18 protein-coding genes are annotated in these 17,750 nt (G+C 70.1%); 6 read left to right on the forward strand and 12 right to left on the reverse strand.

Annotated elements, in window-relative coordinates:
- Nucleotides 1–49: 49 nt before the first annotated feature.
- Entirely contained in the window at nt 50–370 is a 321-nt protein-coding gene (locus ACIQM4_RS20790; protein WP_401593487.1) for a DMT family transporter, read from the reverse strand.
- Nucleotides 371–666: 296 nt separating this feature from the next.
- On the opposite strand from ACIQM4_RS20790, the gene ACIQM4_RS20795 reads away from it, so the two are divergent.
- Nucleotides 667–1,827: a hypothetical protein gene (locus ACIQM4_RS20795; protein WP_401593489.1), complete on the forward strand. Its 1,161-nt coding sequence runs from the start codon at nt 667–669 to the stop codon at nt 1,825–1,827.
- 107 nt (nt 1,828–1,934) lie between these two features.
- Here ACIQM4_RS20795 and ACIQM4_RS20800 read toward each other — a convergent pair whose 3' ends face one another.
- The 8 genes from ACIQM4_RS20800 to ACIQM4_RS20835 all read right to left on the reverse strand — a co-directional run bounded on the left by ACIQM4_RS20800 (nt 1,935) and on the right by ACIQM4_RS20835 (nt 8,492).
- On the reverse strand, nt 1,935–2,273 hold the full coding sequence (locus ACIQM4_RS20800; RefSeq protein WP_266655253.1) for a metal-sulfur cluster assembly factor: 339 nt from the start codon (nt 2,271–2,273) through the stop codon (nt 1,935–1,937).
- Entirely contained in the window at nt 2,270–2,734 is a 465-nt protein-coding gene (gene sufU / locus ACIQM4_RS20805; protein WP_401593492.1) for a Fe-S cluster assembly sulfur transfer protein SufU, read from the reverse strand. The genes ACIQM4_RS20800 and sufU overlap by 4 nt, the downstream gene beginning before the upstream one ends.
- A 15-nt stretch (nt 2,735–2,749) precedes the next feature.
- Nucleotides 2,750–4,006: a cysteine desulfurase gene (locus ACIQM4_RS20810; RefSeq protein WP_401593494.1), complete on the reverse strand. Its 1,257-nt coding sequence runs from the start codon at nt 4,004–4,006 to the stop codon at nt 2,750–2,752.
- The gene (gene sufC / locus ACIQM4_RS20815) at nt 4,003–4,767 is read right to left on the reverse strand and encodes a Fe-S cluster assembly ATPase SufC (protein WP_401593497.1); all 765 of its coding nucleotides are present in this window, start codon (nt 4,765–4,767) and stop codon (nt 4,003–4,005) included. The genes ACIQM4_RS20810 and sufC overlap by 4 nt, the downstream gene beginning before the upstream one ends.
- Before the next feature lie 7 nt (nt 4,768–4,774).
- Nucleotides 4,775–5,092, reverse strand: a complete 318-nt coding sequence (locus ACIQM4_RS20820; protein ID WP_401593499.1) for a non-heme iron oxygenase ferredoxin subunit — start codon at nt 5,090–5,092, stop codon at nt 4,775–4,777.
- Nucleotides 5,092–6,273 carry a Fe-S cluster assembly protein SufD gene (sufD, locus tag ACIQM4_RS20825; RefSeq protein WP_401593502.1) on the reverse strand — a complete coding sequence of 394 codons (1,182 nt, stop codon included), beginning with the start codon at nt 6,271–6,273 and terminating at the stop codon, nt 5,092–5,094. The genes ACIQM4_RS20820 and sufD overlap by 1 nt, the downstream gene beginning before the upstream one ends.
- A 63-nt stretch (nt 6,274–6,336) precedes the next feature.
- Nucleotides 6,337–7,761, reverse strand: a complete 1,425-nt coding sequence (gene sufB, locus ACIQM4_RS20830; protein ID WP_401593506.1) for a Fe-S cluster assembly protein SufB — start codon at nt 7,759–7,761, stop codon at nt 6,337–6,339.
- The gene (locus tag ACIQM4_RS20835) at nt 7,758–8,492 is read right to left on the reverse strand and encodes a helix-turn-helix transcriptional regulator (RefSeq protein WP_401593508.1); all 735 of its coding nucleotides are present in this window, start codon (nt 8,490–8,492) and stop codon (nt 7,758–7,760) included. The genes sufB and ACIQM4_RS20835 overlap by 4 nt, the downstream gene beginning before the upstream one ends.
- 334 nt (nt 8,493–8,826) lie before the next feature.
- Here ACIQM4_RS20835 and ACIQM4_RS20840 point away from each other — a divergent pair, with 334 nt between their 5' ends.
- The 3 genes from ACIQM4_RS20840 to ACIQM4_RS20850 are packed head-to-tail and all read left to right on the forward strand — an operon-like array spanning nt 8,827 to nt 11,562.
- Nucleotides 8,827–9,753 (forward strand): ABC transporter ATP-binding protein, encoded by a 927-nt coding sequence (locus tag ACIQM4_RS20840; RefSeq protein ID WP_401593510.1) that lies wholly within the window; start codon nt 8,827–8,829, stop codon nt 9,751–9,753.
- A complete protein-coding gene (locus ACIQM4_RS20845; protein ID WP_401593512.1) occupies nt 9,750–10,517 on the forward strand; it encodes an ABC transporter permease in 768 nt (255 codons plus the stop codon). Before ACIQM4_RS20840 ends, ACIQM4_RS20845 begins: the two co-directional genes overlap by 4 nt.
- Nucleotides 10,518–10,572: 55 nt before the next feature.
- The gene (locus ACIQM4_RS20850) at nt 10,573–11,562 is read left to right on the forward strand and encodes a heme A synthase (RefSeq protein WP_401593515.1); all 990 of its coding nucleotides are present in this window, start codon (nt 10,573–10,575) and stop codon (nt 11,560–11,562) included.
- Here ACIQM4_RS20850 and ACIQM4_RS20855 read toward each other — a convergent pair.
- From ACIQM4_RS20855 to ACIQM4_RS20865, 3 genes are all read right to left on the reverse strand, one after another.
- The gene (locus tag ACIQM4_RS20855) at nt 11,542–12,636 is read right to left on the reverse strand and encodes an amidohydrolase (RefSeq protein WP_401593517.1); all 1,095 of its coding nucleotides are present in this window, start codon (nt 12,634–12,636) and stop codon (nt 11,542–11,544) included. The two genes, ACIQM4_RS20850 and ACIQM4_RS20855, sit on opposite strands and share 21 nt — an antisense overlap.
- Nucleotides 12,637–12,712: 76 nt before the next feature.
- Nucleotides 12,713–13,093 carry a hypothetical protein gene (locus tag ACIQM4_RS20860; RefSeq protein WP_401593520.1) on the reverse strand — a complete coding sequence of 127 codons (381 nt, stop codon included), beginning with the start codon at nt 13,091–13,093 and terminating at the stop codon, nt 12,713–12,715.
- 92 nt (nt 13,094–13,185) lie between these two features.
- Nucleotides 13,186–14,142: a heme o synthase gene (locus tag ACIQM4_RS20865; RefSeq protein ID WP_401593523.1), complete on the reverse strand. Its 957-nt coding sequence runs from the start codon at nt 14,140–14,142 to the stop codon at nt 13,186–13,188.
- A gap of 358 nt (nt 14,143–14,500) precedes the next feature.
- Between ACIQM4_RS20865 and tkt the strand changes: the two genes are divergently transcribed.
- Nucleotides 14,501–16,588, forward strand: coding sequence for a transketolase (gene tkt / locus ACIQM4_RS20870; RefSeq protein ID WP_401593525.1), 2,088 nt, complete (start codon nt 14,501–14,503; stop codon nt 16,586–16,588).
- 40 nt (nt 16,589–16,628) lie between these two features.
- Nucleotides 16,629–17,747, forward strand: coding sequence for a transaldolase (gene tal, locus ACIQM4_RS20875; protein ID WP_401593527.1), 1,119 nt, complete (start codon nt 16,629–16,631; stop codon nt 17,745–17,747).
- Nucleotides 17,748–17,750 lie beyond the last annotated feature (3 nt).

Below are 17,750 nucleotides of genomic sequence, written 5' to 3' on the forward strand. Positions count from 1 at the left end.
CTCGTCCTGCGGGCGCACCGGCGGCGGGGGCCGACAGCCGGCCCACCGCTCAGTGCGCTCCACCGAGGTTGAGCAGTACCACCCCCGCGATGACCAGCACGATCCCCGCGAGCTTGACCGCGTTCGCCGTCTCGCCGAGAAAGAGCATCCCGATGGCGGCCACGGCCGCGGTGCCGATGCCCGCCCAGATCGCGTAGGCGGTGCCGACCTCGATCGACTTGAGCGTCTGTGCCAGCAGCCCGAAGGCCACCAGATACCCCGCGACGGTGATCAGTGAGGGCCACAGCCTGCTGAAGCCGTCGCTGTACTTCATGGCCGTGGTGCCGGCCACCTCCGCCGCGATCGCCGCGGCCAGCAGAACGTAGGGCATGCGCCGAAGCGTACGCACGCACACCCCTGCGCACGTGCATGGCGCACCTGGTTCCGGCCGCCCACCGGAGCACCGCTCCACAGCCCGCACGAAGGCTTGCCACCGCCTAGCCCCCGCCGCCCTACAGCCCGCACGAAGGCTTGCCACCGCCCAGCCCCCCACCGCTCCCCAGCCGGCCCGAAGGCTTGCCACCGCCCAGTTCCCCACCGCTCCACAGCTCGCCCGCCCGCCACTGCACAGTCCGTACGAACCCGGATACGGTGGGCCGCCGTTCCCCCATTCGGACCAGCCACCCCATGGAGCACGCAGTGACGCACTACTCGGGCGGACCCCACGAAGGCCCCCCGCCCGGACCGTCCGGGCCGCCAGGACCCGGCCCCGCCCAGGGTGGCGGCCGGGGCGGCGGCTGGGGCGGTGGCTGGGCGCCGCCGCCCGAGGCTCCCAAGCCCGGGGTGGTTCCGCTGCGCCCGCTCGGCGTGGGCGACATCCTCAACGGCACCTTCGCGGCGTTCGGCCGGCACTGGGCACAGCTCATCGGCATCGCGGCACTGGCGTACGGGGCCGCGCTCGCGGTCACCGGCGGCGCCGTGGCCCTCGCGCTCTCCTGGCTCACCGACGAGTTCCAGGTGATCGAGAGCGCCCTGCGCGACGGGGCCGACAGCCGCCTCGTGACCCCGTTCACCACCCTCGCCTGGACCTTCGCCGCGGTGGCGCTGATCGGCTCGATCTGCCTGCTGCTCGCCACCGCGCTGACCCAGGCCGCCTCCCCCGCCGTTCTCCAGGAGGCCGTGCTCGGCCGTCGGACCACCTTCGGGGCGGTGTGGGGCCGCGCCGTGCGCAGGCTGCCCGCGGTGCTCGGGGCGCTGCTGCTGCCCTGGGCGGCCGGTCTCCTGGTGGCCGGGCTGCTGGCGACCGGTTACGTGGCCCTGATGTTCGCGCTGCTGGACGGGCGGAGCAGCGGAACGGCCACCGCCTGGGCCGTGACCGGCCTCGCGGGCGGGCTGCTGCTCGTTCCCCTCGCGGTCTGGCTCTGGGTGAGGTTCACCCTGGCCCCGGCCGTCGCGGTCTTCGAGGGCGCGGGTCCCGTGCAGGCGCTGCGCCGCTCGGCCCTGCTGGTGCGGGGCGCGTGGTGGCGGACCTTCGGGATCTCGCTGCTGGCCATGCTGATGGCGGCGGTCGCGAGCTGGCTCATCCAGATCCCGTTCAGCCTCATCGGGATGTTCTCGATGCTCCCCAGCATCGGCTACACAGGCAGCGACGAGGCCGCCGCGCTCCAGGCACTGACGTCCGCAGGCTGGTACCTGCTGATCAGCCTGCTGGGCGGCTTCGTCTCGCAGATCGTGGTGGCGTTCGTCCCGCAGCTCACCACCGGCCTGCTGTACGTGGACCGGCGCTTCCGCAGCGAGGGCCTGGCGCCGACGCTGGCCGAGGCCGCGTACGGGCCGCCGCAGTACTGACCGTCCGGCGTCCCCGGACACCGCCCCCGGACACCGCTGTGCCCCCGGCGCTCGCGAGGAGCGCCGGGGGCACAGCGGTACGACCGTCCACCGGGGGGGGACGGGACTCAGACGTTGAAGCCGAGCGCGCGCAGCTGCTCGCGGCCGTCGTCCGTGATCTTGTCCGGGCCCCACGGCGGCATCCAGACCCAGTTGATCTTGAGCTCGTTGACGATGCCCTCGGTGGCCGACTTGGCCTGGTCCTCGATGACGTCGGTCAGCGGGCAGGCCGCGGAGGTGAGCGTCATGTCGATGGTCGCGATGTTCGCGTCGTCGACGTGCACCCCGTAGATGAGGCCCAGGTTGACGACGTCGATGCCCAGCTCGGGGTCGACCACGTCGTACAGGGCTTCGCGGACCTCTTCCTCGGAGGCCGGCTTGGTGGTCAAAGTCGTCTCGTCACTCATGCCGTCTCCTTCTTCGCGCTCTCGCCCAGGGCCTGGGCGGTCGCGTCCTTCCATGCCATCCAGCTCAGCAGGGCGCACTTGACCCGGGCCGGGAACTTCGAGACCCCGGCGAACGCGACCGCGTCCTCCAGGATGTCCTCCATCGCCTCGTCCGGCTCCAGGGCGCCCTTCGACTGCATCAGCTCCAGGAAGGTCTCCTGGATCTTCCGCGCGTCGGCGAGCTCCTTGCCGACGAGGAGGTCGTTCAGCACCGAGGCGCTGGCCTGGCTGATCGAACAGCCCTGCCCCTCGTAGGAGACGTCCTCGATGCGCTCGCCGTCGTACTTCACCCGCAGCGTGATCTCGTCGCCGCAGGTCGGGTTGACATGGTGCACCTCGGCATCGCCGTCGCGCAGGCCACGCCCGTGCGGGTGCTTGTAGTGGTCCAGGATGACTTCCTGGTACATCGAATCCAGCTTCACTGTGTGCTCCCCGCCCTACCCGAAGAAGTTCCGTACGTGCTCCAGGCCGTCGACGAGGGCATCGACCTCGCCGGGCGTGGAGTACAGATAGAACGACGCCCGCGTGGTCGCAGGAATTCCGTACCGCAGGCAGACCGGACGCGCGCAGTGGTGGCCGACGCGTACCGCGATGCCCTCCTCGTCGAGGACCTGGCCCACGTCGTGCGGGTGGATGTCGCCGAGCGTGAAGGAGATCGCCGCACCGCGGTCCTCGGCCGTCGCCGGGCCGATGATCCGCAGGTCGGGCACCTCCAGGAGGCGCTTGACCGCGTACTCGGTGATCGCGTGCTCATGGCGCGCGATGTTCTCCATGCCGATCGCCGAGAGGTAGTCCACGGCCGCGCCCAGGCCCACGGCCTGCGCGATCGGGGGCGTACCCGCCTCGAACTTGTGCGGCGCGGGGGCGTACGTCGACGAGTGCATCGACACGGTCTCGATCATCTCGCCGCCGCCGAGGAACGGCGGAAGGTCCTCCAGGAGTTCCTGGCGGCCCCAGAGCACACCGATGCCGGTCGGGCCGACCATCTTGTGACCGGTGAAGGCCACGAAGTCGGCCTGCAGCGCCTGCACGTCCAGCACCATGTGCGGCGCGGCCTGCGAGGCGTCGATGCAGACCATCGCACCGACCTGCTGCGCGCGCCGGATGATCGTCTCGACCGGGTTGACGGTGCCCAGCAGGTTGGAGACCAGCGTGAAGGAGACGATCTTCGTCTTCTCGGTGATGATCTCGTCGATGTTGGACAGGTCGAGCCGGCCGTCGTCGGTGAGGCCGAACCACTTCAGCTTCGCGCCCGTGCGCTGCGAGAGCAGCTGCCACGGCACGATGTTGGAGTGGTGCTCCATCTCCGTGATGACGATCTCGGTGTCGCGGTCCACCCGGTAGGGCTCGTCGGCCCAGCCGAGCATGTTGGCGACGAGGTTGAGCGACTCGGAGGCGTTCTTCGTGAAGATGACCTCGTCGCGGCTCGGCGCGTTGATGAAGGCGGCGACCTTGTCGCGGGCACCCTCGTACAGCGCCGTGGCCTCCTCGGCGACCGTGTACACACCGCGGTGCACATTGGCGTTGTGCCGCTCGTAGTACTCGTTGAGCGCGTCGAGCACCTGGCGCGGCTTCTGCGAGGTCGCGGCGGAGTCCAGGTAAACGATCTTCTTGTCCCCGTGGACGATGCGGTCCAGCAGGGGGAAGTCCTTGCGGATCGCGTCCGTGTCGAGGAGGCCCGGCAGTTGTGTCACGCGGCTGCGCCACCCTTCGTGTACTTCTCGTAGCCTTCGGCCTCAAGCTGGTCGGCCAGCTCCGGGCCACCGGACTCGACGATCCGGCCCGCCGAGAAGACGTGCACGAAGTCCGGCTTGATGTAGCGCAGGATGCGCGTGTAGTGCGTGATCAGCAGCGTGCCGACCTCACCGGTCTCGCGGACGCGGTTGACGCCGTCGGAGACCTGGCGGAGCGCGTCGACGTCGAGGCCGGAGTCGGTCTCGTCGAGGATGGCGATCTTCGGCTTCATGAGCTCCATCTGGAGGATCTCGTGACGCTTCTTCTCACCGCCGGAGAAGCCCTCGTTGACGTTGCGCTCGGCGAAGGTCGGGTCCATCTGGAGCTGCTCCATCGCGGACTTGACCTCCTTCACCCAGGTACGCAGCTTGGGGGCCTCGCCGCGCAGGGCGGTGGCCGACGTGCGCAGGAAGTTGGACACCGAGACGCCGGGGACCTCGACCGGGTACTGCATGGCCAGGAACATGCCGGCGCGGGCGCGCTCGTCGACGGACATCTCCAGGACGTCCTCGCCGTCGAGCGTGACGGTGCCGCTGGTGATCGTGTACTTGGGGTGACCCGCGATCGAGTACGCGAGGGTGGACTTGCCGGAGCCGTTGGGGCCCATGATGGCGTGGGTCTCGCCCTGCTTCACGGTCAGGTCGACGCCCTTGAGGATCTCCTTGGTGCCGTTCTCGACATCGACGGAGACGTGCAGGTCGCGGATTTCAAGCGTTGCCATGGGGTACTCAGGACTCCTGGGTGACGGAGACGAGCACATCGTCCCCTTCGATCTTTACGGGGTAAACGGGGACGGGGCGCGTCGCGGGAAGGCCGGACGGCTTGCCGGTACGGAGGTCGAAGCTGGAGCCGTGCAGCCAGCATTCGATCGCGCAGTCCTCCACCTCGCCCTCGGACAGCGAGACGTTCGCGTGCGAGCAGATGTCGTTGATCGCGAAGACTTCGCCCTCGGTGCGGACGAGCGACACCGGCGTGCCGTCGATCTCGACCCGCTTGGGGGTGTCGGTCTCCAGCTCGCTCAGCGCGGCCACTCGTACGAACGCCATCAGACGGAAGCCTCCAGCTCCTCGTCGATCTTCGCGAGCAGGCGCTCCTCGACGTCGTCGACGCCGATCTGCTGGACCAGCTCGGCGAAGAAGCCGCGCACCACCAGGCGGCGGGCCTCGTCCTCGCGGATGCCGCGGGACTGGAGGTAGAACAGCTGCTCGTCGTCGAAGCGGCCGGTCGCCGAGGCGTGGCCAGCTCCGGCGATCTCACCGGTCTCGATCTCCAGGTTGGGGACCGAGTCGACGCGTGCGCCGTCGGTGAGCACCAGGTTGCGGTTCATCTCGTACGAGTCGGTGCCCTCGGCGGCGGCCTGGATGAGCACGTCGCCGATCCACACCGCGTGCGCGTCCTGGCCCTGCAGCGCGCCCTTGTAGGCGACGTTGGACTTGCAGTGCGGCACGTTGTGGTCGACCAGGAGGCGGTGCTCCTGGTGCTGGCCCTTGTCGGTGAAGTACAGGCCGAAGAGCTCGGCCTCGCCGCCGGTGCCGGCGTACGAGACGCGCGGGTGCAGCCGGACGACGTCACCGCCGAAGGTGACCACGACGGACTTGAAGGAGGCGTCGCGGCCGACGAGCGCGTTGTGCTGCGCCACGTGGACGGCGCGGTCGTCCCAGTCCTGCACGGACACGACGGTCAGCTTGGCGCCGTCACCGAGCAGGTAGTCGACGTTGGCGGCGAGGACGCCGTCACCGGTGTGGTCGATGACCACGACAGCCTCGGCGAAGGCGCCGAGCTCGATCACCTGGTGGCCGTAGGCGGTGCCGCCCTCGCCGTGCACCGCGATGCGGATCGGCTCGCTCAGCACGGTCTCCTTGGGCACCGAGACGACCGAGGCCTTCTCGAAGGCGCTGTACGCCTGGGCGGCGACCCGGTCCACCGGGGTGCCGGCCTTGCCGAGGCGGGCGTCGGTGCGGTCCACCGTCTCGACGGTGACACCCTCGGGGGCGTCGACCTGGACGGTGAGCACGCCGCCGGCCTCGGCGGTGCCGTCGTGCAGTCCGCGCAGCCGGGCGAGCGGGGTGAACCGCCACTCCTCCTCCCGGCCGTGCGGCACCGGGAAGTCCGCCACGTCGAAGGACGGCGGCGCACTCATGCGGGTGGCGACGGTGGACTCCGCGGCCACCGCGACGGAGCCGGCGGTGGTGGAACCCACCGGGATGTTGGTCTGGGCCTCAGCCATGGCTGTCGTGGTGCTCTCTCTCTGGATCAAGAAGTCGGGGCGTGCGGAGGGAGGGTGGGACGGTCAGCCGACCGAACCCTCCATCTGCAGCTCGATCAACCGGTTGAGCTCCAGGGCGTACTCCATCGGGAGCTCCTTGGCGATCGGCTCGACGAAGCCGCGCACGATCATCGCCATCGCCTCGAACTCGGTCATGCCGCGGCTCATCAGGTAGAAGAGCTGGTCCTCGGAGACCTTGGAGACGGTCGCCTCGTGACCCATCGACACGTCGTCCTCGCGGACGTCCACGTAGGGGTAGGTGTCCGAACGGGAGATCGTGTCGACCAGCAGCGCGTCGCAGAGCACGTTGGACTTGGAGCCGGGCGCGCCCTCGCCGATCTCGATGAGACCCCGGTAGGACGTACGGCCACCGCCGCGCGCCACCGACTTCGAGACGATGTTGGACGACGTGTTCGGCGCCATGTGCACCATCTTCGCGCCGGCGTCCTGGTGCTGGCCCTCGCCCGCGAAGGCGATGGACAGGGTCTCGCCCTTCGCGTGCTCACCCATCAGGTAGACGGCCGGGTACTTCATGGTGACCTTGGAGCCGATGTTGCCGTCGACCCACTCCATGGTCGCGCCCTCGTACGCCACGGCGCGCTTGGTGACGAGGTTGTAGACGTTGTTCGACCAGTTCTGGATCGTCGTGTAGCGGCAGCGGCCGCCCTTCTTCACGATGATCTCGACGACGGCGGAGTGCAGGGAGTCCGAGGAGTAGATCGGCGCGGTGCAGCCCTCGACGTAGTGCACGTAGGCGTCTTCGTCGACGATGATCAGCGTGCGCTCGAACTGGCCCATGTTCTCCGTGTTGATACGGAAGTAGGCCTGCAGCGGGATCTCGACGTGGACGCCCTTGGGCACGTAGATGAACGATCCGCCGGACCACACGGCCGAGTTGAGCGACGCGAACTTGTTGTCGCCGACCGGGATGACGGTGCCGAAGTACTCCTGGAAGAGCTCCGGGTGCTCCTTCAGCGCGGTGTCGGTGTCCATGAAGATGACACCCTGCGCCTCCAGCTCCTCGTTGATCTGGTGGTAGACGACCTCGGACTCGTACTGGGCGGCGACACCGGCGACGAGGCGCTGCTTCTCCGCCTCCGGGATGCCGAGCTTGTCGTACGTGTTCTTGATGTCCTCCGGCAGGTCCTCCCACGAGGCGGCCTGCTTCTCGGTGGAGCGCACGAAGTACTTGATGTTGTCGAAGTCGATGCCCGACAGGTCCGAGCCCCAGTTCGGCATGGGCTTCTTGCCGAACAGCTTCAGGCCCTTGAGACGCAGCTTCAGCATCCACTCGGGCTCGTTCTTCTTCTCCGAGATGTCGCGGACGACAGCCTCGGACAGGCCGCGCTTGGCCGCGGCGCCTGCCGCGTCGGAGTCGGCCCAGCCGAACTCGTACGTACCCAGGCCCTCAAGTTCGGGGTGGGCAGTCTCCTCGATAGGGAGAGTCATGCGGGGTTCCTCCCGGCCGTGCTTGCTGATGCTGAATGACTGGTCTGGCTGGTCTTCGGGATGTACGTCGTGCAGACCCCGTCACCGTGGGCGATCGTGGCCAGCCGCTGGACATGTGTCCCGAGCAGTGCGGAGAAGACCTCGGTCTCCGCCTCACAGAGCTGCGGGAACTTCTCCGCGACGTGGGCGACAGGGCAGTGGTGCTGGCACAGCTGCTCTCCGACCGGTGCGCTACGCGCCGTAGCAGCGTACCCGTCGGCGCTCAGGGCCCTTGCCAGAGCCTCGGTGCGCTGCTCGGGCGGTGCGGCGTCGACCGCGGCGCGGTACGCCTGGGCCTGCGCGGCGATCCGGGCACGGGCGAAGGCGGTGACGGCCGCCTCGCCCTGTTCGCCGCCGCCCGCCGCCCGGGAGATCCAGGTCAGGGCGTCGGCCGCGAGGGAGTCGTAGGACTGGTCGAAGGCGTCCCGGCCGCAGTCGGTGAGCGCGAAGACCTTGGCGGGGCGTCCGCGCGTGCGCGCGCCGTACACGCGCTGCTCCTTCGCCTCGACCACGGCGTCCGCGGACAGCGCGTCGAGGTGGCGCCGCACGGCGGCCTGGGTGAGGCCGAGGCGCTTCGCCAGGTCGGCGACCGTCGACGGGCCGTGGTCCAGGATGGACCGCGCGACGCGGTTGCGGGTGGACCGCTCACCGGTCGCGACATCCTCCTGGGGGACCTCGCCTTCGTATTTCACAACGCCATTGTTGCGTAATTCTTCTGGGCGTGACAACCCGGATCCCGAGCAAGATCGGTGGACTGTGTCACTTAGGTAAACCTAAGCTGACCTGCGAAAACGATCACCGGCCACCGCCGCGACAACTGTCCCCGCGGGGACCCGGAGGCCTCCCGCACCGGCCGAGGAAGCCGCCTCCGCCCCTGGTCACCGACCGGAAGGAGCCCTCGCCCCGGCCACCGCCGCCGCCCGCGCCCCGGCCCGTACCGGCGCCCCTTCTCCCGGTGACTGCCTCCCCCGGCCGACGCCCGCCCCGCGCCACGGCGGCCCCCTGAGCCTGCCTAGACTTCCGGGCATGTCACTTGAGCCCGTCGTCCAGGTCACCGGCCTGGTCAAGCGGTACGGATCCAAGACCGCGGTCGACGGCCTCGATCTCACGGTCGCCGCCGGCACCGTCACCGCCGTCCTCGGCCCCAACGGCGCCGGCAAGACCACCACCGTCGAGACGTGCGAGGGCTACCGCAGGCCCGACGCGGGCACCGTCCGCGTGCTCGGGCTCGACCCGGTGGCCGACGCGGCGAGACTGCGGCCCCGGATCGGCGTGATGCTCCAGTCGGGCGGGGTCTACTCCGGCGCCCGCGCCGACGAGATGCTCCGCCACATGGCGAAACTGCACGCACACCCGCTCGACGTGGACGCCCTGATCGACCGGCTCGGACTCGGCAGCTGCGGCCGGACGACCTACCGCCGGCTCTCGGGCGGCCAGCAGCAGCGGCTCGCGCTCGCCATGGCCGTGGTGGGCCGCCCCGAGCTGGTCTTCCTGGACGAGCCGACCGCCGGGCTGGACCCGCACGCCCGCCGCTCCACCTGGGACCTGGTGCGCGAACTGCGCGCCTGCGGCGTGAGCGTCATCCTGACCACCCACTTCATGGACGAGGCCGAACAGCTCGCCGACGACGTCGCCATCGTGGAGGCCGGCCGGGTCATCGCCCAGGGCTCGCCCACCGACCTGTGCCGCGGCGGCGCCGAGAACACCCTGCGCTTCACCGGCCGCCCCGGCCTGGACGTGGCCTCCCTGCTCAAGGCGCTGCCGGCGGACACCGTCGCGGAGGAGCTGTCCCCGGGGACGTACCGCATCGGCGGCAAGATCGACCCGCAGCTGCTGGCCACCGTCACCACCTGGTGCGCCCAGCACGGGGTGATGCCCGACGGCATCTCGGTCGAACGCCGCACCCTCGAAGACGTCTTCCTCGATCTGACCGGTAAGGACCTGCGCCCATGAGCACCGCCCCTTACACCCCCATGCCGGGAGCGGCGCCGCTCGGCCGGATGATCGCGGCGCAGACCGCGCTCGAAACCAGGATGCTGCTTCGCAACGGCGAACAGCTGCTCCTCACGGTGATCATTCCGGCGCTGCTGCTGGTGCTGTTCTCGGCCGTGGACATCATCGACACGGGCGCCGGGAAATCCGTGGACTTCCTGGCCCCCGGCATCCTCGCGCTGGCCGTCATGTCGACCGCGTTCACCGGACAGGCCATCGCCACCGGCTTCGAACGGCGTTACGGAGTGCTCAAGAGGCTGGCCGCCTCGCCGCTGCCGCGGTGGGCGCTGATGACGGCGAAGACGCTGTCGGTACTGGTCACCGAGGTGCTTCAGGTCGCCCTGCTGACCGCGATCGCGTTCGGGCTCGGCTGGTCGCCGCGGGGCGGCCCGGTCGCCGTACTCCTCCTCCTGGTCCTGGGCACCGCGGCCTTCTCCGGGCTCGGGCTGCTGATGGCGGGCACCCTCAAGGCGGAGGCGACGCTGGCCGCCGCGAACCTGGTGTTCCTGCTGCTGCTGGTCGGCGGCGGGGTCATCGTGCCGCTGGAGAGGTTCCCCGGGGCGGTGCAGGACGTGCTGGGTCTGCTGCCGATCTCGGCGCTCTCCGACGGGCTGCGCGACGTGCTCCAGCACGGGGCCTCGATGCCGTGGGGCAGCCTCGGGATCCTCGCGGTGTGGGCGGTGCTCGCCCTGGGCGCTGCGGCGCGGTTCTTCCGCTGGGAGTGACATCACACCGCTGCCCGGCCCCCCTCGTGAAAACCTGCACAAGCTCCGGCCTACGATGGTTCGCGTGTTGACCCCCCTCGCCCTCATCGCCAAGCGATGGACGCCCACGCCCCGTACGCTCCAGCGCGCCGCGATGTCGGCCGTCGTGATGAGCGTCTTCATCATCGTGACCGGCGGCGCGGTCCGGCTGACCGGTTCCGGTCTCGGCTGCGACACCTGGCCCAAGTGCACGGACAGCAGCCTGATCGCGACGCCCGAACAGGGCCTGCACGGCTACATCGAGTTCGGCAACCGCATGCTGACCTACGTCCTGTCGGCCGCGGTCGGCTGGGCGATCATCGCGGCCCGCTCGACGAAGCCCTGGCGGCGCGGTCTCACCCGTACCGCATGGATCATGTTCTGGCTGGTGATGAGCAACGCCGTGCTCGGCGGCATCACCGTATGGATGGGCCTCAACCCCTGGACGGTGGCAGGCCACTTCCTGGCCGCCAACTGCCTCCTCACGGTCGCCGTCATCACCTGGCAGCGCACCCGCGAGGGTGACGGCGCACCGAGGCCGCGCGTGCCGGGGCCGGTCCGCAAGCTGGCCTGGGCGATCCTCGCGGTCACCGTGGTGCTGATCGTGCTGGGCACCTCGGTGACCGGTTCCGGCAAGCACGCGGGTGACAAGAGCGAGGTCCCGCGGATGCCGTGGGACTGGACCGACGCGGCCCACGTCCACGCGGTGGCCGCCTGGGCGGTCTGCGCGCTGGCCATCGCGATGTGGTTCGTGCTGCGCATGGTGGACGCGCCGAACGACATCCGCTCGCGCTCGCGCGACCTGCTCGTCGTGCTGGTGCTCCAGGGCGCGGTCGGCTACGTCCAGTTCTTCACGCACGTCCCGGAGCTCCTGGTCGGCGTGCACATGCTGCTGTCCTCGCTGACGCTGATCTCGGTGCTCCGGCTCGTCCTGAGCCTGCGCGAGCGCCCCGCGGTGCCGTCCGCGGACCCGCTCGTGCCGGAGCCCGGCGCCCGTTCGGACGCCTCAGCCGTCACCACTGTCTGACAGCCGGTAGACGCGGCGGGCGTTGCCCGACGCGATCATGCCCGCGACCCGTTCCGCGTCCGCCCTCGACCACGCCCCGTCGGCCACCCAGCCGCCGAGCACCCGGCCGAGGGCCTCGCGGAACACCTGTGCCCCCACCACGTGGAGCTCCGGCAGCCCGCGCGCCCCGCTGGAGAACAGCACCTTGCCGAACGGCGCCAGTTCCAGGATCTCCGCGAGCACCGCGGCCGCCCGCGCGCCCGTGTGCGCGGGCGCGGGCCCCAGATCGGCGTACACGTGCGGGAAGGCCCCCGCCAGCCGGGCCGCGTGCCGGTGGTACGGATAGCCGTGCAGCAGCACCAGGTCCGTGCCGAGCCCGGCGCTCGCCGCCGCGAACTCCGTCAGCCGCTCCGGGTCCCCCGCCACGTGCAGCTGCAACGGCAGCCCGCAGCTGACCGCGTTCCACAGCAGGTGCCGCAGCAGTACGGGATCGGTCAGCCGGCCGCCCGCCCGGCGGCCCGCCAGCCACCGCGCCGCCGCGCCGCGCACCTCGCCGGGGCCCGGCGGATGGGCCGCGGGCGCGAGCCCGTGCCGTACCCCCGCCACCGAGGTGAAGGCCACCGCCGTGCTGCTCGCCGCGTGCATCGCCTCGGCGAGGTTGGCGAGGAACCCCTCCGCCGTGCCCGAGGTGTCCGCGATCTGCTCCGCGAGCGGCTCCAGGCGTACGATCTCGCGCGCCCGTGCGTCGCCCGCCGACGCCAGCTCCTGCGGCCCCGTGCGGTCCCCGGGCAGCCCCGTGTCCACGAGGTAGGTCGAGATCCCGGTGCCTCTCAGCAGCCGCCGCCCCGCCTCCCCCACCCCGAGCTCACGGCGCCTGGCCAGATACCGGGCCGGTGTGCAGTGGGGCTCCAGGCCGAGCAGGGGCGGGCACCAGCGGCGTACCGCGAACCCGGCCTGGGTGTCGAAGAAGGTGGTGCCCGCGGCGGGCGGCTCGGGGGTGCAGCCGAGGTGGGCCTCGAAGGTGCCGAGGCCCAGCTCGGTGCGGAGCACCCCGTGGCAGTACTGGTCCACCAGGGACGACGGGGTCGTGATCAAGGGGGCTCCCGGGGTGGCTGGACTCTTCCGCAGGGCCTAACGGGTGAGGCCCGCCCCGGGGTACTCCTGGCGGGGCCTAGGAAGCGGGAGCCGCGGAGGGCTTGTTCGAGGGGCCGCCGATCTGGATTCCGGCCATCCGCTTCCACTCGTAGGGGCCGGTCTCGACCTTGGCCGCGAAGTCTCCGTCGAAGTCCTCGTGGACGGTGATCCCGGCCTTCTCGGTGGCCGCCTTGGCCACGTCGTAGGTGGGGGCCACCAGGTCGCCCCAGGCGCCGTCCTCGCCGACCAGGACGATGCGGGTGCCCCGCTGCCCGATGTACGCGAGCTGCCCCTCGGCGCCGCCGTGCCGTCCGGCGAAGGTGACGATCTGCTTGGCGAGCTTGGCCGTCCTGCGCCCGGCCGGCCCGCCGGGGGGCGCCTGCTCTGCCTGCTCGTCTGCCTGCTTCGTGTCTGCCATGAGCAGGATGCTACCGACGGGTAGCGAAACTGGCGACGGGCGGGCCACGTGGCCTTGACCACGTGACCCGCCCGTCGCGGGGGTACGTACGACTACCAGCGCAGGAAGGGGTCCACGGCGACCGCGACGAAGAGCAGCGAGACATAGGTGATCGACCAGTGGAACAGCCGCATCTCCTTCAGCTTCGCGCCCGTGACCTCGGCCTTGGCGCGGGCCTGGAGGCCGTGCGCCTCCCACAGCCACCAGCCGCCGGTGACGGCCGCGACCGCGGTGTAGAACCAGCCCGTGTACCCGAGCGGCTGGAGCAGCAGGGACACGGCGACCATGACCCAGCTGTAGAGCACGATCTGCTTGGCGACCGCCTTGTTGCCCGCCACCACCGGCAGCATCGGCACGCCCGCGCGGGCGTAGTCGTCCTTGACCTTCATCGAGAGCGGCCAGTAGTGCGGCGGCGTCCAGAAGAAGATGACCAGGAAGAGGATCAGCGCGGCCCAGGACAGCGAGTTGGTCACCGAGGACCAGCCGATGAGGACCGGCAGGCAGCCGGCGATGCCGCCCCAGACGATGTTCTGCGCGGTGCGGCGCTTCAGGATCATCGTGTAGACGACCACGTAGAAGAGGAGCGCGCCCAGCGACAGCGCGGCGGACAGCCAGTTGACCAGCAGCCCGAACCAGAGCGTGGAGATCACCGCGAGCGAGATGCCGAAGATCAGGCAGGCCCGCGGGCTGACCGTCCCGGTGACCAGCGGACGCTGCGACGTGCGGTCCATCAGCGCGTCGATGTCGCGGTCGATGTACATGTTGAGCGCATTGGCGCCACCGGCGGAGAGATAACCGCCGAAGCAGGTGGCCAGCACCAGCCACAGGTCGGGGACACCCTGCTCCGCGAGGAACATCACCGGAACGGTGGTGATCAGCAGAAGCTCGATGATCCTCGGCTTGGTCAGTGCCACAAACGCCTTGACCCGTACTCCGAACGGCCGATGGCCCCCCGGGCTGGGAGTCAAGGCGACCCCTGCGGGTCGGGACTCGACGGCCGTCACGCACACCCCTGACAGAGAATTCTTGAAGCAAGCTCCGGGTGTGAAGGCCCGGTTAAGACTTGCGCGTACCACGCCACTCTAGACGTTGCCCATACGTCGCCCTTCGCCGGGGTGCGGTCGTGTTGGGCCGACCGTGAACAAGCGCCGGGGCTGGGTACCCGAGGAGTAGTGTCCGGATGTATACGGAAATGCGTTCGTCGAGAGGCGAACCCCGTTCGGCACGCGCACCCTGGTCGTGGACGCGTCTGTTTTCCATGGCGTGAACTCGAAATTTTGCGCGTTCCCACAGGGGTAGGCTCGACAGCGCCCGGTGCGGCGAACAGTCACCGGGACCAATCATTGTGGAGAGGAGCCCTGACCCAGGGTGAGCACCAAGCCGACCACCACAGACCTTGAGTGGACCGAATTGGACCAGCGGGCCGTAGACACCGCCCGCGTCCTGGCCGCGGACGCCGTACAGAAGGTCGGCAACGGCCATCCGGGTACGGCGATGAGCCTGGCGCCGGCCGCGTACACCCTCTTCCAGAAGGTGATGCGGCACGACCCGGCGGACGCCGAGTGGACGGGGCGCGACCGCTTCGTCCTCTCCGCGGGCCACTCGTCCCTCACGCTCTACACCCAGCTGTACCTGGCCGGCTTCGGTCTGGAGCTGGACGACCTCAAGGCGTTCCGCACCTGGGGCTCCAAGACCCCCGGTCACCCGGAGTACGGCCACACCACCGGCGTGGAGACCACCACGGGTCCGCTGGGCCAGGGCGTCGCCAACGCGGTGGGCATGGCGATGGCCGCCCGCTACGAGCGCGGCCTGTTCGACCCCGAGGCGGCGCAGGGCGAGTCCCCGTTCGACCACTTCATCTACGCGATCGCCGGCGACGGCTGCCTGCAGGAGGGCATCTCCGGCGAGGCGTCCTCGATGGCCGGCCACCAGAAGCTCGGCAACCTGGTGCTGCTGTGGGACGACAACCACATCTCGATCGAGGGTGACACGGAGACCGCGGTCTCCGAGGACACCATGAAGCGCTACGAGGCCTACGGCTGGCACGTCCAGCGTGTGGACCCCAAGCCGGACGGCGACCTCGACCCCGAGGCCCTGTACAACGCCATCCAGGCGGCGAAGGCCGTCACCGACAAGCCGTCGTTCATCGCGATGCGCTCGATCATCGCCTGGCCCGCCCCGAACGCGCAGAACACCGAGGCCGCGCACGGCTCGGCGCTCGGCGACGACGAGGTGGCGGCGACCAAGCGCGTGCTGGGCTTCGACCCGGAGAAGACCTTCGAGGTCTCCGACGAGGTCATCGGCCACACCCGCAAGGCGCTCGACCGTGGCCGTGAGGCCAAGGCCGAGTGGGAGAAGGGCTTCGCCGCCTGGCGCACCGCGAACGCGCAGCGCGCGGCGGAGTTCGACCGGATCCGCGCCGGCGAGCTGCCCGAGGGCTGGGAGGAGAAGCTCCCCGCCTTCGAGACCGGCAAGGGCGTCGCCACGCGTGCCGCGTCCGGCAAGGTCCTGGAAGCGCTGGGCGCGGTCATCCCCGAGCTGTGGGGCGGCTCCGCCGACCTGGCGGGCTCGAACAACACGACGATCGACAAGACCTCGTCGTTCCTGCCCGAGGGCAACCCGCTGCCGGGCGCCGACAAGTACGGGCGCACGATCCACTTCGGCATCCGCGAGCACTCGATGGCCGCCGAGATGAACGGCATCGCGCTGCACGGCAACACCCGTATCTACGGCGGCACCTTCCTGGTGTTCTCCGACTACATGCGCAACTCGGTGCGGCTGTCCGCGCTGATGCACCTGCCGGTGACGTACGTGTGGACGCACGACTCGGTCGGCCTCGGCGAGGACGGCCCCACCCACCAGCCGGTCGAGCACCTGGCCTCGCTGCGTGCCATCCCGGGCCTCAACGTCGTCCGTCCGGCGGACGCCAACGAGACCGCGATCGCCTGGCGCGAGATCCTCCGGCGCTTCACGAAGGTCTTCGGCAAGGGCGCCCCGACGGGCCTGGTGCTGACCCGCCAGGGCGTACCGACCTACGAGCGCAACGAGGACGCCGCCAAGGGTGGCTACGTGCTGTTCGAGGCCGAGGGCGGCGAGCCGCAGGTCATCCTCATCGGCACCGGTTCCGAGGTCCAGCTCGCCGTCGAGGCGCGCGAGGAGCTCCAGGCCGCGGGCGTACCGACGCGTGTCGTGTCGATGCCGTCCGTCGAGTGGTTCGAGGAGCAGGACCAGGGGTACCGGGACAGCGTCCTTCCCCCGTCGGTCAAGGCACGAGTCGCGGTCGAGGCCGGCATCGGTCTGACCTGGCACCGTTTCGTCGGTGACGCGGGCCGGATCGTGTCGCTGGAGCACTTCGGTGCCTCGGCGGACGGCAAGGTCCTCTTCAAGGAGTTCGGTTTCACCGGCGAGGCGGTCGCCGCCGCCGCCCGGGAATCGATCACCGCCGCCCAGCGCTGACGCCCGTAGAGACACAGACCAAGTAGGAGATGCAGAACTCATGACAGACGCACTCAAGCGCCTCTCCGACGAGGGCGTGGCGATCTGGCTCGACGACCTGTCGCGCAAGCGGATCACCTCCGGCAACCTCGCCGAGCTGATCGACCAGCAGCACGTCGTGGGCGTCACCACCAACCCCTCGATCTTCCAGAAGGCGATCTCGCAGGGCGACGGTTACGACGTCCAGCTGACCGACCTCGCCGCCCGCAAGGTGACCGTCGAGGAAGCCATCCGGATGATCACGACGGCTGACGTGAGGGACGCCGCCGACATCCTGCGCCCGGTCTTCGACGCGACGGACGGCCAGGACGGCCGGGTCTCCATCGAGGTCGACCCGCGCCTGGCCCACAACACCCGCGCCACGGTCGCCGAGGCCAAGCAGCTCGCCTGGCTGGTGGACCGGCCGAACACGCTGATCAAGATCCCCGCGACCCAGGCCGGCATCCCGGCGATCACCGAGGTCATCGGCCTGGGCATCAGCGTCAACGTCACGCTGATCTTCTCGCTGGAGCGCTACCGCGCCGTGATGGACGCCTACCTGGCGGGCCTGGAGAAGGCCAAGGCCGCGGGCCTGGACCTCTCGAAGATCCACTCGGTGGCCTCCTTCTTCGTGTCCCGGGTGGACACCGAGATCGACAAGCGTCTCGACGGCCAGGGCACGGACGAGGCGAAGGCCCTCAAGGGCAAGGCCGCGCTGGCCAACGCCCGGCTCGCCTACCAGGCGTACGAGGAGGTCTTCGCCTCCGACCGCTGGAACGCCCTGGACAAGGCGCAGGCCAACAAGCAGCGCCCGCTGTGGGCCTCGACCGGTGTCAAGGACCCGGCGTACAAGGACACCATGTACGTCGACGACCTGGTGGCGCCCGGCACGGTGAACACCATGCCGGAGGCCACCCTTGAGGCCGCCGCCGACCACGGCTCGGTCACCGGCAACACCATCGCCGGCAAGTACGAGCAGGCCCGCGCCGACCTGGACGCCCTGGAGAAGCTGGGCGTCTCCTACGACGAGGTCGTGGCGCTCCTGGAGTCCGAGGGCGTCGACAAGTTCGAGGACGCCTGGAACGACCTGCTCAAGTCGACCGAGGCCGAGCTCAAGCGCCTCGCTCCTTCGGAGGGCTGACCA

Origin of the sequence: Streptomyces sp. NPDC091272, assembly GCF_044757485.1 — a bacterium.
Taxonomy (GTDB): Bacteria; Actinomycetota; Actinomycetes; order Streptomycetales; family Streptomycetaceae; genus Streptomyces.